17 protein-coding genes are annotated in these 13,411 nt (G+C 71.6%); 9 read left to right on the top strand and 8 right to left on the bottom strand.

Annotated features, from left to right (window positions below; all coding sequences use genetic code 11):
• Nucleotides 1–50 precede the first annotated feature (50 nt).
• On the top strand, nt 51–1,238 hold the full coding sequence (locus ACIG5E_RS13085; RefSeq protein WP_396533471.1) for an alpha/beta hydrolase: 1,188 nt from the start codon (nt 51–53) through the stop codon (nt 1,236–1,238).
• A 7-nt stretch (nt 1,239–1,245) separates the two neighbouring features.
• Here the strand turns inward: ACIG5E_RS13085 and ACIG5E_RS13080 are convergent, their stop codons facing one another.
• A complete protein-coding gene (locus ACIG5E_RS13080) occupies nt 1,246–1,743 on the bottom strand; it encodes a universal stress protein (RefSeq protein WP_396533470.1) in 498 nt (165 codons plus the stop codon).
• A gap of 180 nt (nt 1,744–1,923) precedes the next feature.
• The gene (gene kdpB / locus ACIG5E_RS13075; RefSeq protein WP_396533469.1) at nt 1,924–4,107 is read right to left on the bottom strand and encodes a potassium-transporting ATPase subunit KdpB; all 2,184 of its coding nucleotides are present in this window, start codon (nt 4,105–4,107) and stop codon (nt 1,924–1,926) included.
• 320 nt (nt 4,108–4,427) lie between these two features.
• Between kdpB and ACIG5E_RS13070 the strand changes: the two genes are divergently transcribed.
• A complete protein-coding gene (locus ACIG5E_RS13070; protein ID WP_396533468.1) occupies nt 4,428–4,595 on the top strand; it encodes a hypothetical protein in 168 nt (55 codons plus the stop codon).
• 17 nt (nt 4,596–4,612) lie between these two features.
• Nucleotides 4,613–5,968, top strand: coding sequence for a diaminopimelate decarboxylase (gene lysA, locus ACIG5E_RS13065; RefSeq protein WP_396533467.1), 1,356 nt, complete (start codon nt 4,613–4,615; stop codon nt 5,966–5,968).
• A gap of 51 nt (nt 5,969–6,019) precedes the next feature.
• On the opposite strand, the gene ACIG5E_RS13060 is transcribed toward lysA, so the two are convergent.
• Together ACIG5E_RS13060 and ACIG5E_RS13055 are read right to left on the bottom strand one after the other, a co-directional pair.
• Nucleotides 6,020–6,241 (bottom strand): DUF397 domain-containing protein, encoded by a 222-nt coding sequence (locus tag ACIG5E_RS13060; RefSeq protein WP_396533466.1) that lies wholly within the window; start codon nt 6,239–6,241, stop codon nt 6,020–6,022.
• On the bottom strand, nt 6,241–7,089 hold the full coding sequence (locus ACIG5E_RS13055; protein ID WP_396533540.1) for a helix-turn-helix domain-containing protein: 849 nt from the start codon (nt 7,087–7,089) through the stop codon (nt 6,241–6,243). Before ACIG5E_RS13055 ends, ACIG5E_RS13060 begins: the two co-directional genes overlap by 1 nt.
• Nucleotides 7,090–7,351: 262 nt before the next feature.
• On the opposite strand from ACIG5E_RS13055, the gene ACIG5E_RS13050 reads away from it, so the two are divergent.
• From ACIG5E_RS13050 to ACIG5E_RS13040, 3 genes are read left to right on the top strand one after another with little or no spacing between them, the layout of a single operon-like run.
• The gene (locus ACIG5E_RS13050) at nt 7,352–7,783 is read left to right on the top strand and encodes an ATP-binding protein (RefSeq protein WP_396533465.1); all 432 of its coding nucleotides are present in this window, start codon (nt 7,352–7,354) and stop codon (nt 7,781–7,783) included.
• Nucleotides 7,780–8,061 carry a hypothetical protein gene (locus tag ACIG5E_RS13045; RefSeq protein WP_396533464.1) on the top strand — a complete coding sequence of 94 codons (282 nt, stop codon included), beginning with the start codon at nt 7,780–7,782 and terminating at the stop codon, nt 8,059–8,061. The genes ACIG5E_RS13050 and ACIG5E_RS13045 overlap by 4 nt, the downstream gene beginning before the upstream one ends.
• Nucleotides 8,058–8,255, top strand: a complete 198-nt coding sequence (locus tag ACIG5E_RS13040; RefSeq protein ID WP_396533463.1) for a hypothetical protein — start codon at nt 8,058–8,060, stop codon at nt 8,253–8,255. The genes ACIG5E_RS13045 and ACIG5E_RS13040 overlap by 4 nt, the downstream gene beginning before the upstream one ends.
• A gap of 57 nt (nt 8,256–8,312) precedes the next feature.
• Here ACIG5E_RS13040 and ACIG5E_RS13035 read toward each other — a convergent pair whose 3' ends face one another.
• Complete coding sequence (locus tag ACIG5E_RS13035) at nt 8,313–8,651, bottom strand: hypothetical protein (protein ID WP_396533462.1); 339 nt, start codon at nt 8,649–8,651, stop codon at nt 8,313–8,315.
• A gap of 98 nt (nt 8,652–8,749) precedes the next feature.
• Between ACIG5E_RS13035 and ACIG5E_RS13030 the strand changes: the two genes are divergently transcribed.
• Nucleotides 8,750–9,385 (top strand): phytanoyl-CoA dioxygenase, encoded by a 636-nt coding sequence (locus ACIG5E_RS13030; RefSeq protein ID WP_396533461.1) that lies wholly within the window; start codon nt 8,750–8,752, stop codon nt 9,383–9,385.
• A gap of 16 nt (nt 9,386–9,401) precedes the next feature.
• Here ACIG5E_RS13030 and ACIG5E_RS13025 read toward each other — a convergent pair whose 3' ends face one another.
• Together ACIG5E_RS13025 and ACIG5E_RS13020 are read right to left on the bottom strand one after the other, a co-directional pair.
• Complete coding sequence (locus tag ACIG5E_RS13025) at nt 9,402–9,836, bottom strand: hypothetical protein (protein WP_396533460.1); 435 nt, start codon at nt 9,834–9,836, stop codon at nt 9,402–9,404.
• Nucleotides 9,837–9,854: 18 nt separating this feature from the next.
• Nucleotides 9,855–10,277 carry a winged helix-turn-helix transcriptional regulator gene (locus ACIG5E_RS13020; protein ID WP_396533459.1) on the bottom strand — a complete coding sequence of 141 codons (423 nt, stop codon included), beginning with the start codon at nt 10,275–10,277 and terminating at the stop codon, nt 9,855–9,857.
• Nucleotides 10,278–10,416: 139 nt separating this feature from the next.
• On the opposite strand from ACIG5E_RS13020, the gene ACIG5E_RS13015 reads away from it, so the two are divergent.
• A complete protein-coding gene (locus tag ACIG5E_RS13015; protein ID WP_396533458.1) occupies nt 10,417–11,397 on the top strand; it encodes an NADP-dependent oxidoreductase in 981 nt (326 codons plus the stop codon).
• A 107-nt stretch (nt 11,398–11,504) separates the two neighbouring features.
• Here the strand turns inward: ACIG5E_RS13015 and ACIG5E_RS13010 are convergent, their stop codons facing one another.
• Nucleotides 11,505–13,004, bottom strand: coding sequence for a hypothetical protein (locus tag ACIG5E_RS13010; protein WP_396533456.1), 1,500 nt, complete (start codon nt 13,002–13,004; stop codon nt 11,505–11,507).
• A gap of 208 nt (nt 13,005–13,212) precedes the next feature.
• Between ACIG5E_RS13010 and ACIG5E_RS13005 the strand changes: the two genes are divergently transcribed.
• Nucleotides 13,213–13,380, top strand: a complete 168-nt coding sequence (locus tag ACIG5E_RS13005) for a hypothetical protein (RefSeq protein WP_396533455.1) — start codon at nt 13,213–13,215, stop codon at nt 13,378–13,380.
• The last annotated feature ends 31 nt before the right edge of the window (nt 13,381–13,411 follow it).

The raw sequence follows: 13,411 nt of genomic DNA, 5'->3' as shown, positions 1-13,411 counted from the left end.
GAGCCGGTTCCCCGGCCGGTGGTCCACAGTGGTAGGGGAGGCCGGGACCGATGGGACTCACCAGTCACAAGCTGCTGGCGCTGGCGGCGCTGCTCGCGGTGTTCACCGTGCTCGGCACGCTCTGGGTCTGGCCGAAGCTCGCCGTCCGCAGCTGGCCCGCGATGTTCCTGCGGCTCGGCACCATCGCCGTCACCCAGCTGGCGCTGCTCGCCGCGCTCGGGCTCGCCGTCAACGACTACTTCGTCTTCTACAGCAGCTGGTCCGACCTGCTCGGGCGCGAGCACAGCGCCGGCGTCATCCACGGCGCCGGCGGGACTCCGGGCAGTGGCGGGAGCCCGAGCAGCGGCGGGCCCCCGGGTAGTGGCGGGACCCCGAACAGCGGGCCGGCCGGGGTGCAGGTGCTCGGCACGGCCAAGATCACCGGCGCCGGCTCGGTCAGCCGGGACCCGTCCCGGATCGGCCGGCTGGACAGGGTGCGGCTGCCCGGCGGCACCACGGGCCTGAGCACCGACGGGTACGTCTACCTGCCGCCGCAGTACTTCCAGCCCGGCTACGAGGGCAGGCACTTCCCCGCCGTGCTGGTGATGACCGGCTTCCCCGGCGACGCCACCAACCTGGTCACCAAGCTGCGCTACCCGGCCACCGAACTCGACCTGCTGGGCAAGGGCGCGATGAAACCGACCGTCCTGGTCCTGATGCGGCCCTCGCCCAGCATGCCCCGGGACAGCGAGTGCGAGGACGTCCCGCACGGCCCGCAGGCGCAGAGCTACTTCACCACGGACGTGCCCGCCGACCTGCGGGCCGGCTACCGGGTGCTCGGCGGCGCGGGCAGCCTCGGCGTCATGGGCGACTCCACCGGCGGCTACTGCGCCGTCAAGCTCGGGATGGTGCACCCGGGCACGTTCCCGGTCGCGGTCTCGCTCTCCGGTTACTTCAAGGCGGCGGAGGACGTGACCACCGGAGACCTCTTCGGCGGCAGCGCGCAGCGCCGGAACGAGGCCGACCTGAACTGGCGCCTGGCCCACCTGCCGGTGCCCGCGCTCGCCGTGCTGCTCGCCGACAGCAAGCAGGACGGCGGCACGTACGCCGACTCCACCGCCTTCGCGGCGAAGGCCCGGCCACCGCTGGTGGTGGCCCAGGCGACGGTGGACACCGGCGGCCACAACTTCACCACCTGGGACCGGCTGATCCCGGCCTCGCTCGGCTGGCTCAGCGCACACCTGCCGGACCCGGCGTGACCCTCGGCTACCAGGCGAGCAGCGGCAGCGGTGCCCCCGTACGGGCGGGCAGCTCCAGCCGGGTCAGCAGCGCCGACGGCGAGACCTCGACCACCCGGCAGCCCGCCCGGTGCCGGCAGTACCGGGCCACCGACGTGCCGCGCAGCCGGTCGAAGCGGCGCCGGGCGGCGGCGCCGAGGACGAGCAGGTCGTCCGCCCCGGTGACGGCGGCGACCAGGGCGGGCCCCGGATCGGCGTTCACCACCATCGGGCGGATGACCAGGCCGGACGGGTAGCCGCCGTAGGCCTGCTCGAAAGCGACGTCCAGGCGCCGCCGGGCGGCGTGCTCCAGCTCGGACAGCGGGCGCAGCCCGTCCTTGTCGCCCACCGTCCAGGCGGCGACGGGCACCAGCACGGCCGCGTGCCGGGCCGCCTCGCCGACGGAGTGGTAGAGGGCGGCCAGGCTGCTCAGTGATCCGCTCAGACCGACGATCACCCGGGTGGTCCCGCTCGTGGTTCCGGTCATGGCCGTTCGCCTCCGTCTCTCCGGTAGCTCACTCCGGCCGAGTTCCGCCGGTTGGGTGCTCCTTGCTTCGGATGGCTCCAGTGAACCCCGGAACCACCTCGTCCGTACCGGCGCTGACACGACCATGACGCCGGTCACACGCTTTCTTGACGGCCTGCTGACAGGCGCCCCCGATCGGAGTCACCCGAGGCCCGGCACGAACTCGATCAGCAGGTCGATCGCCTTGATGCCGAGGAACGGCAGGACCAGCCCGCCCAGCCCGTACACCCGCAGATTGCGCCGCAGCAGCTCGGTCGCGGAGGCGGGCTGGTAACGCACGCCGCGTAGCGCCAGCGGGATCAGGGCGATGATGATCAGCGCGTTGAAGATGATCGCGGAGGCGATCGCCGAGGTGGGGCTGTGCAGGCCCATGATGTTGAGGTGGTGCAGCCCGGGGTAGGCGTTCGCGAACATCGCGGGGATGATCGCGAAGAACTTGGCCACGTCGTTGGTGATCGAGAAGGTGGTCAACGCGCCCCGGGTGATGAGGAGTTGCTTGCCGACCCGGACGATGTCGATCAGCTTCGCCGGGTTGGAGTCGAGGTCGACCATGTTGCCGGCCTCCTTGGCGGCCGGGGTGCCGGAGTTCATCGCCACGCCGACGTCGGCCTGGGCGAGGGCGGGCGCGTCGTTGGTGCCGTCGCCCGTCATCGCGACCATGTTCCCGGCGGCCTGTTCGCGCCGCAGGTGGGCGAGCTTGTCCTCGGGGGTGGCCTCCGCGAGGAAGTCGTCCACCCCGGCCTCGTCGGCGATCGCCCTGGCGGTCAGCGCGTTGTCGCCGGTGACCATCACGGTGCGGATGCCCATTCGCCGCAGCTCGGCGAAGCGTTCGGCGATGCCCTCCTTGACCACGTCCTTGAGCTCGACCACGCCCAGCGCGCGGGCGCCGTGCCGGTCGTGCACGGCGACCAGCAGCGGGGTGCCGCCGGCCTCGGCGATCCCGTCGACCAGCGGCTTGGCCTCCATGGGGATCCGTCCGCCGGAGTCCACCACCCAGCGGGCGACGGCCGCCGCCGCGCCCTTGCGGATCAGGCAGCCGCTGCCGTCGGACCAGGTGAGGTCCACGCCGCTCATCCGGCTGTGCGCGCTGAACGGGACGGGCCGCTGCTCGCCCAGTTCGCCGGGAGAGCGTGGCGATATCCAATACTGGCGGTCCGTCAGTTCGACGATCGAGCGCCCCTCCGGGGTCTCGTCCGCGACCGACGCCAACCGGGCTGCCTCGGCGAGCTGTTCGGTGCTCGCGCCGGGCAGCGGGTGCAGCGCGACGGCCCGGCGGTTGCCGTGGGTGATGGTGCCGGTCTTGTCCAGCAGTAGCACGTCCACGTCGCCCGCAGCCTCAACTGCCCGGCCGGACAGGGCGATCACATTGCGCTGGACCAGCCGGTCCATCCCGGCGATGCCGATCGCCGACAGCAGGGCACCGATGGTGGTCGGGATCAGCGCGACCATCAACGCCACCAGCACGATGGTGGTCTGCGGGGCGTGGGCGTAGATCGCCATCGGCTGGAGCGAGACGACGGACAGCAGGAAGACGATGGTGAGGGAGGCGAGCAGGATGTTCAGCGCGATCTCGTTCGGCGTCTTCTGCCGGTCGGCGCCCTCGACCAGCGCGATCATCCGGTCCACGAAACTCTGCCCGGGGCGCGAGGTCACCCGGACGACCAGGTGGTCGGAGAGCACCTTCGTCCCGCCGGTGACGGCCGTACGGTCGCCGCCGGACTCGCGGATCACGGGCGCGGACTCGCCGGTGATCGGCGACTCGTCGACGCTCGCCACGCCCTCGACCACCTCGCCGTCCTGCGGGATGACTTCCCCGGCCGGGACGAGCACGATGTCGTGCAGCATCAACTCCTCGGCGGGGAGCACCTCGTGGCGGTGGTCGCGGGTGCCGACCCGCCAGTGCAGCAGCCGCCGGGCCGTCGTCCCGGCCTGGGCGCGGCGCAGCGAGTCGGCCTGCGCCTTGCCGCGCGCCTCGGCGACGGCCTCGGCGAGGTTGGCGAACAGCACGGTCAGCCAGAGCCAGAAGGAGATCACCCAGGCGAAGACGCCCGGGTGGATGACGGCGCTGATCGTGGTCAGCGCCGAGCCGGTCTCGACCACGAGCATCACCGGGTTGCGCATCATCGTGCGCGGGTGCAGCTTGCGGACGGCGGCGGGCAGCGCCTCGGCGAGCTGCTGCCGGTTGATCAGCGTGCGGCGGCCCCGGGGCGCGGACGGCCGGTGGCTCGGGTGTTCCGGTGGCGGCTCGGGCGTACGGTCCGGGCGGCGGAACCAGTTCTGCCGGTCGCTGGTGGTGTCCGGTGGAGTGAGGGCCGAACGGTGCATCGTCTCGGGGACCTTCCGGGCCGCCCGGTCGAAGGGCGGCGGGCTCGGTGGCGACGGGGGAACGGCGCACAGCCCACCACCGGATTCCTCGGCGCATGCGGCCGTTGACGCGGGCTTGGCGGGGAAGCGGCCGTTCTTGACAGCTCCCTGACACCGTGCGCGATCGACTCGAACGTCCGTTCCGGGCGTGTGTCAGGAGGGCGTCAAGGTCGGCGGCCGGGGCGTACGGCCTGTGTCAAGGGCGGGTGCGATCGGTGTGCGGAGGGTTTCCACTGGAGGTGTCCGGGCCGAGCGGCCCACCGTCCGAAGGGACCCCAGCCATGAACGACACCGCCCTCGCCGTCGAACCTCCGCTACGCCGGGTGGTCCGGCTCGTCGACCGTCCGGCCGAGCAGCCGGAACCCACGGTACGGACCCCGGAGCCGGCCACCGCCCACGACCGCAGCCGCCCGGCGCACTGCCGCATCGCGATGCAGTTCGAAGACTGACCCGGAGGAGTGCCACCATGACCCAGCTCGCTGCCCCTGCTGTTTCTTCCGTCCCCGCCCCCGACCCCGCCGATGCGCTCGGCGGCCCCTGGCCGGCCTCGGCGCGGCCGGGCCCGGGAGCCGATCTGCTGGTCGGCGGGGTCGGGCTGGTGGAGGCGGCCGAGCGGTTCGGCACGCCGCTGTACGTGCTGGACGAGGGCGAGGTGCGCAGTCGTGCGCGGGCCTACCGGCGGGCGCTGCCGCACGCCGAGGTGCTGTACGCGGCCAAGGCCTTCCTGTGCAGCGCGATGGCCGACTGGGTGGGGGAGGAGGGGCTCGGCCTGGACGTATGCTCCTCCGGCGAACTGTGGCTCGCGGTCTCGGCCGGCTTCCCGGCGCAGCGGATCCTGCTGCACGGCAACGCCAAGTCCCCGGAGGAGCTGCGGCTGGCGCGGCGGCTGCGGGTCGGGCGGATCGTGATCGACGGCCCGGCGGAGATCGCCAGGCTGGCCGCGTTGGTGGCTGCGGACACCCCGCAGAAGGTGCTGGTGCGGGTGGTGCCCGGGATCGCGGCGGGGCATCACGCGGCGGTGCGGACCGGCATGGGTGGGCAGAAGTTCGGCTTCCCGATCGAGGGCGGCGACGCGGCCGATGCGATCGCCCGGGTGCTCGACCAGCCAGGCCTGGAACTGGCGGGGCTGCATTGCCACTTGGGCTCGCAGATCACGGAGGTGGAACCGTACCTGCGGGCGGTGGACGCGCTGGTGCGGCTGCTGGCCGAGGTGCGGGAGCGGCACGGCGTGGAGCTGCCCGAACTCGACCTCGGTGGCGGGCACGGAATCAAGTACCTACCTGGGGATGAGGGGTTCGACCTCCCCGAGTTCGCGGTCCGGGTGACGGATCGGCTGGCCGTGCGCTGCGCGGAGGCCGGGTTGGAAGTGCCGCGACTGATCGTCGAGCCGGGCCGGGCCGTCGCCGGGCCGGCGGGAGTGGCGGTCTACCGGGTGCTGTCGGTGAAGCACGGCGCCGACGGCCACTGCTTCGCGGCGGTGGACGGCGGGATGAGCGACAACCCGCGCCCGGCGCTGTACGGATCGGAGTACAGCGTCCGGCTGGTGGGCCGGCGGTCCGACGCGGGCACGGCCCGGGTGGACGTGGTCGGCCGCCACTGCGAGGCGGGCGACGTGCTGGTACGCGACGCCGTGCTGCCCGCCGACCTTCGCCCGGGCGATCTGCTCGCGGTACCAGCGGCCGGCGCGTACCAGCTCTCGATGGCGTCCGGCTACAACCTGGTAGGCCGCCCGGCGGTGGCGGCGGTTCGCGATGGTCGCGCCCGCCTGCTGATCCGAAGGGAGACGGTGGAGGACTTCCGCCTACGCGAAGTCGGCCGCTGAACGATGGACTGCGCGAGAAGTCGACCCGGCCGACTTCTCGCGCAGCCCTGTTCAGATGTTGGGGATGTCCCGGTCCTTGATAGCGGCGATGAATGCCCTCCACGCGTCAGCCGGGAAGGCGAGCGCAGGGCCGTTGGGGTCCTTGGAGTCTCGAACTGGGACGATTCCGGGGAAGTCGTCGGAGACCTCGACGCAGTTTCCTTGGTTGGCACTGAACCTGCTCTTGCGCCAGGTAGCACGACTCAGGTCCAAGCCGCTATGAGGGGTGATCATCACTCAAGTTCCTTTGCGATCTGCGCGATAAGCCGTCGTGACGGCGCAACGTCGAGAGCTGCTGCCCGCAGTCGATCAAACGCCTGGTCGTAGGCTGCGACGTCGTTATCTCGTTCGAGGTAGAGGCTACTCGTCAGCGCCTCGGTGTACACCACGTCGAGATCTCCTCGGACAGGAAACTCCAGAACTGCGAACGATCCATGAATGCCTGCGTGAGCGCCAGCCGAGAACGGCACCACCTGCAAGGTCACGTGTGGTTCCTTGGAGACGGCAGCGAGCTGCTGCAACTGCTTTGCCATGATGGCCTGGCTGCCGATCAGGCGGCGAAGCGCGGCCTCGTCCACGATCGCCCAGAGTTTCAACGGATCCTCGCGCCGCAGCGTCGCGTTCTGGCGAGCCAAGCGCACGTCGACCAGCGCGTTGACCTCATCAGATGTGGCCTCTGACTCGAGCTGCCGGATCAGGGCACGTGCGTAGTCGGCAGTCTGGAGCAGGCCCGGCACGAGCGACGACTCGAAGTTCCGGATCGACACCGCCTCCGCCTCGAAGCTGATGAACGAAGCGTAGTGCTGTGTGATCACATCGGAGTATGGCTGCCACCAGACTCGACGCTTGCCTTCGCGCGCCAGCGTTGCGAGTGCCTCGCGGGTTTCCGGGTCGGTGACCTGGTAGACGTCGAGCAGTATCCCGACCTCGTTCGCACGTACACCATAGCGGCCGTTCTCCAGCCGGCTGACCTTGGACTGGTGCCAGCCGAGCCGGGCCGCGACCTCGTCAACCGTGAGGCGCAGGCCATCCCGGATCTTCCGGAGCTCCGCACCCAGCATCCGGCGGCGCACCGTTGGCATTGCGGTCACGCACCGACCTCCCCTCATCGCGCTCTGTTGTTGCACGACAGTCTGACGTGATGGATGGGGCTTCGTCACATCAGTTCCAAAAGAGCATATGCGAATTGATGTCCAGTGTTGCGACGAAGCGTCCGCAGGAGGCATGCTACTTGGCGTAGTGCATTGCACCACACAGCGTGATCGCGATGGATCACTGCTCGGGCATCTCTTTGCCTGGGCTCGGATCGCGATCTTTCCCATCACTCCCGGAGGAGGCCCTGCCATGCCCGGAACGTTGGAGAAGCCGCCCGGCCCCGCCAGCGAGTACTCCTGCTGGCTGCCCCGGCACCACCAGTCCGTCGGCTTCGCCCGACGTCAGCTCCGCACCTTCCTCGCCGGCCACCGGCGCGGCGAATCACTCCGCGACTCCGGTGAGTTGATCCTCAGCGAGTTCCTCACCAACGCCGTCCTGCACGCCAAGACCCCGTCCGGGCGGCTCATCTACCTCCAGCTCGAACTCCTGCCCGCCTCCCTCCGCATCGAAGTCCACGACGCGGACCCGCGTCGGCCCGCCGTGCACCCCGCCCCCGAGGATGCCGAGGCGGGCCGTGGCCTCTGGCTCGTCTCCCAGCTCGCCGCGAGCTGGGGCTGCCACCCCCGCCCCGGCGGCATCGGCAAGGTGATGTGGGCGCTGCTCGAAGGAGGCGCGCGGTGAACGTCGAACTCCCCTTCCCCGTCTCGGTGGAGATCAAGGGCATCACCAGGGCCGCCACCTTCGCCAAGCTCTCCGATGCCCTCGACGCCATCCGCGTCAGCCTCGCCCGGCTCCCGCTCGACGACGACCAGGCCGGCTACCTCGCCGACCTGTTCAGCGAGGCCTCCGCCGCCCGGATCGCCCACCAGCTGGTCGAGTTCGGCGCGGTGCGGGCGATCGCGTACATCGGGATCGAGTCCACCCACCCGATCTACCTCTGCGTCACGGACCCCGAGTGAGCACCCGCCGCGCCTGGGCCCGGCTCTCCCGCTGGTGGTGCCTGAACGCCCAGTTCTCCCGCCCGGTCCGCGCCATCAGCCCCCGCCGCCACGCCGCCCATGTCGAGATGCGGCGATGGCTCGCCACGCCCGGCCATGCGGACGCCCTGCTGCGCGCCGTGCTCCGGCAAGCCGCCCAGGACCCGTCCGGCTGACCGCCCCCCAAAGCGCCGCCCGCACGAGAAGTCGGCCCAGCTGACTTCTCGCGCGTCTCAGCGTGCGAGCTCCTCGCGGACCGTCGAGACGAGTTCGGGGTCCAGGTCTTCTACACCCTGGTCGAGGAGCCAGCGTTCCAACGCTCGCCCAGGGTCCCGCAGGCGGCGCAGTGAGCCGTCCGGGGTGCGGAGGGTCACCAGCCCGCCGGAGACCACGATCCCGGCGGCGGTGTCGTCCCGGCCGGTCAGGACCCGCAGTCCTCGGTAGCCGAGCCCGTCGTACAGTCGCCCGCCTTCGGCCGCCGGTGTGAGCGCCGAGATCCGACGCCTCAACTCGTCGACGGCGGCGGGCCGCAGTGGAAACCGCGGGTTGGGCCGCCCGCTGTAAAGGTCCACCTCGACCAGGCGTTCGACAGTGCCACGGCGGCCGCCTGTCGGGAGGACCTGTGGGCCGCGCTGGCCGACCGGGGCGTGCTTCGCGGGGACCGTGGAACGTGGACGGCGCCGATCGTGCGACTGTCCTGCCCGACACCGAGCCGTTCGCCGTGGCCGCCGCCTCGCCGAAGCTCGGCGCGGCCCATGACCGGCTCATCGGTGAGGGGCGGTGGACCAGGAGGCCGACGGTGGGCGGCGAGGTCCCGGTGCGGTTCCCGTCCGAGGACTGGCCCGGTACCGGTTACCACGTCGAGGGCAACTGGTGGGGCGGCGAGGACTATTGGACGGACGTCCGCTCCCGTGGCCGCGGACTGACCGCGTTCTTCCTGTTCTCCGACGTCGGCCCCGAGGACGCGCCGACGCGGCTGCTGGTGGGATCGCACCTGTTCGTCCCACCAGTGCTGGCCCGGGCCGGGGAGGCGGGGATGTCCGGGTGCGCCGTCGTCGAGGCCTTGCGGCCCTCGGTCCTGCACCGGCAGGTCGTCCACGTCACCGGCCGGGCCGGCGACGTGTACCTGTGCCACCCCTTCATGGTGCACACCGCGACCTGGCCCCACCGCGGGGTCACACCCCGGATGATGGCCCAGCCCGGAGTCGAGGTCGTCGACGGCTTCGCCGTGGACGGATCAGACCCGTCTCCCGTCGCACAGGCGATCGTCGAAGGCCTGGAAGCACACCGCCGGTCGAAGCAGTAGAAGGGCTGCCGCAGGCTCAGTAGAACCAGCAGTAGAGGCTGCCTCCGGTGGTCACGGCGCTGGTTGCCAGCTGCGCGACTGATCGCACGATGGCGAGGAGGTCGTCGTCGGTCATGTCGTCGCCGTCCTCGCGGCGGAGTCTTTCGCTCCAGCGGTCGGCGAGCTCCTCCAGTTCCTCCGCGTCGGCGCTGGCCAGCGCGGAGGTCAGCCTGGCCGGAAGGGCGAACATGCCGCTGCCGTCGTTGGTCACGGGCACGATCCAGTTGGTGCGCTGCCAGAAGGTCCGGTCCGGCGACGGGCTCGCAAAGTAGGTGTCCCACTCGTTCACCGCGTCGTCGGCGTAGAAGTGGCGGCCGGTCACCGATGTGAACCGGCTCTTCGGGCCTCCCAGGTGCGTGCCGGCGGCGCTACGGTCATCGGGCGCGAGGAAGAACGCTATGTCGGTGCTCACCACGTCATGGTCGCAGTCCTAGCGAGGGCTGAGCGTCTCGGCGCGGGCGTCGAAGGCGGCGCGGGCGGCGTGGACGCGGGCGGCGTGGTCGATGGCCCAGTCGGCGACGGCGGTGGTGAGTTCGCCGGCGGCGTGGCCGAGGTCGGTGAGGGAGTATTCGACGCGCGGGGGGACGGTGGGGTAGACGGTGCGGGCGACGAGGCCGTCGCGTTCGAGGGATCGCAGGGTCTGGGTGAGCATCTTCTGTGTGACGCCGTCGAGTTGGCGGCGCAGTCGGCTGAACCGCAGGGGTTCGGCGGAGCGGCGCAGGGCGGCGAGGACGTAGAGGGACCACTTGTTGGCGAGGACCTCGACGACGGTGCGGGAGGGGCAGTCACGGCGGTAGGTCGCGAGGAGGTCGGCAGGGAGGTCGGCGGGGTCGCGGCGCGGGTTGGTATCCATGAGGTACCTGAATATCATTCAGGTACCTACTTCACAAACGATACCTGTGCCTACCAGGATGATCGTCACGGCGAGGCGATCGGGAGCGGCCCGTTTCCCGTCGGCGGTGGTCACCGAGGGGGATCCCATGGGCAGCGGTATGCGTGCGATTGTCGTCCGCGAATACGGTGGGCCGGACATGCTGGAGGAGGCCTGGTTGCCGGTGCCGGTGCCGGTGCCGGAGCCGGGCCCGGGCGAGGTGCTGGTCAGGATCGCGTACGCCGGGGTCAATCCCGCCGACTGGCGCATCCGCTCCGGCCAGGTGCGCCGGTTCGGAACCCCGCCGTTCCCGATCGGCCTCGACCTGGCCGGGACGGTCGAGGCGAACGGCCCGGGCGCCACCCGGTTCGAGCCGGGCCAGCGCGTCTACGGGGTGACGATCCCGCCGCGCGGCTCCTACGCCGAGTACGCGGCCGTCCCCGAGTCCCAGCTGGCCGCCGCGCCCCGGCGCACGGGGCTGTGCGAGGCGGCGGCCCTGCCGGTGACCGCGCTGACGGCATGGCAGGCGCTGGAGCGGGCGAGCGCGGTGGGGGAAGGAGGCCGGGTGCTGGTCCACGCGGCGGCGGGCGGCGTCGGCCACCTCGCGGTCCAGCTCGCCAAAGCGCGCGGTGCCCACGTCATCGGCACGGCTCGCGAGGCCAACCACGCCTTCGTGCGCGGGTTGGGCGCGGACGAGGTGCTCGACTACACGGCGACGGACTTCGCCGCCGAGCTGGCCGCCGACGGCCGCCGGGTTGACGCGGTGATCGACCCGATCAGCGGCGACTACGGTCTGCGGTCGCTCGACGTCCTCAGGCCCGGCGGAGTCCTGGTCGACGTGCGCGGCACCGGCCCGGACCGCACCGCCCTGCGGGCCCGCGCCGACGCGCTCGGTCTCGGGCTGGTCGAGCTGTCCTTCACCCCGTCCGGTGCGGACCTGGCCGCCCTGGCGAACCTCGTCGACCGGGGCCTGCTGCGGGCGTCCGTGGCGCACACGTACCCGCTGGAGCGCGCCGCCGAAGCCCACGCCGTCAGCGAGTCGGGGCGCACTCGCGGCAAGATCGTCCTCTCGGTCCAGCCTGACACCGACACCGACACATGATGGCAGCCGCACCAGCGTGGGCCGGCCGCCTTCTCGCGCTGCGCCTTTGCCCCGCCGATCAACGGCTCGACGGGGCAAAGGTGTTGTGGGGCCTCCGCCCCGGTGTATCAGCCCGAGTGGGAGGCGCTGACCAGGTCGGGCAGCAGCTTCGCCGCGTTGGGCGTGCCCAGGCCCGTGACCGGGTCCCAGCCGGTGGTGGCGGAGTAGCCCGGCACTGTGGGGTCGGTGGTGTTGTTGCCGAGGGTCACGTCGTTGAAGTCGGCCGCGTAGGTGGCCGGGGCGGCGGCCAGCTTGTACAGGGCCGGGTTGATCTGGCCGAGGCCGCCGCCGTTGATCTGGTCCGCGATCGAGACCAGGCCGGCCCACTGCGGGCAGGACAGCGAGGTGCCGCCGATGTCGTACCAGCCCGTGCTGCACGGCGTGGCGCCGCACTTGAGGCCGGAGGAGCCGTCCGGCGGCAGCGACAGGTAGACCAGCGCGCCAGTGCCGGGGGCGGCCTGCAGGGCCACGTCCGGCGTGGCGCGCTTGGTGCCGATCGCGGTGGAGCCGGCGGGCAGTGCCGACTGGTAGGCGGGCTTGTCGAAGACCTGGCTGAACCCGCCGCCCGAGCCGCTCCAACCCACCTCGGACGCACCGGCGTTGGCCTGGCAGGCGGCCGGGTTGTCGGTGCTGTCCACGGTTCGGCCGCCGGTCGCGCCGGGGTCGGTGCACAGGAACGTGCCGCCGACGGCGGTCACCAGCGGGTCGGAGGCCGGCCATTCCACGGACGGGTACGGGAGGGTGGAGCCGCCCGACTTCACCGGGGTCTTCTCGGAGCCGGCCGTGCCGTTGTCGCCGGTGGAGCCGAGCACCGTGACGCCGTTCAGGGCCGCCGACTTGAAGGCGTGCCGCAGCGGCTCGATCGACTGGCTGCTCGCGAACGCGCCCTCGGCGGAGGCGAAGGACTGTGAGATGACGTTCGCCAGGTGGTGGTCGACCACGTACTGCTCGGCGTCCATCAGGGTGGGCAGGCCCTGGACGCCGAGCGTCTCGGCGGTGGGGGTGCTGACCAGCAGGATGTTGGCGCCGGGGGCCATCGCGTGCGCGGTCTCGACGTCGAGCGCGACCTCCAGCGCCCAGGCGGCCTTGCTCTCCTGGCCGGTGCCCTGGCTGGTGCCCGGCGGCGCTGTGGTGCCCGGCGCGCCCTGGACGTGCAGCTCGCTGAAGGTCGGCATGCCCGGCTGGCAGGTCACGCCCTCCTCGCCGCACATCGCGTTGACGCCGAAGGCCTGGTCGAAGACGTGCAGGTCGTGCGCCATGGTGTCGCTGCCGTACGAGTCGAGGATCGCGATCGTCTGGCCGCGGCCGTCGAAGCCGTTGGCGTACAGCGGGCCCAGGTTGTAGGCGGCCCGGATGCCCTGCGGACTGAAGCAGCGGCGGCCCGCCGACGAGCACTGCGCCGGGGTGGGGGGAGTGGTGCCGGTCGACACCTGGCTGTAGTCGGCCACCGCGGGGTGCACCGCCGGGTAGCCGACGGCGGCCACGGCACTGGTGACCGTCGGCACGGCGAGCGCGCCGGAGGCCGCGAGGGCCAGGCTGCTCACCCCTGCCAGGAGTATTCGGCGCATGCTTGGAGCCTTCAAGTGGTCCTCCACGAGGGTGGGTTGGGGGACAAAGGCCGGTACCAGGATCGGATCGTGCGACACCGGGTACGCGAGGGAGCTCCGGGACACGAGGTCACGGCCGGGCGAGTGTAGGCGCGGGAACAGCCCGCCCTCAATGGCTCGGCGGAAATCCGGACCGAGATCTACGGGTTCGCATACGTGTCAGAAGCCGATGAAGGGCTGGGGGGTTAACCCGACCCGCTACCGGGTGGTCAGCGGGATCACCCTGGACGCCACCGAGGGCGGTCGTGCGGCGTACGTCGCGGTGACCCGCAGTCCGTCCGACGAGGCGGGCGTGCGGAAGGTGCAGGCCGTCGTGGACGCGGCCCTGTGCCGCTGAGGGACAAGGAGACGACTGCGCGAGAAGTCGG

Source organism: Kitasatospora sp. NPDC053057 (genome assembly GCF_044546945.1).
GTDB lineage: Bacteria > Actinomycetota > Actinomycetes > Streptomycetales > Streptomycetaceae > Kitasatospora.
The sequence above is the reverse complement of the archived record's forward strand: the minus strand, read 5'-3'. Positions and strand labels throughout refer to the sequence as shown.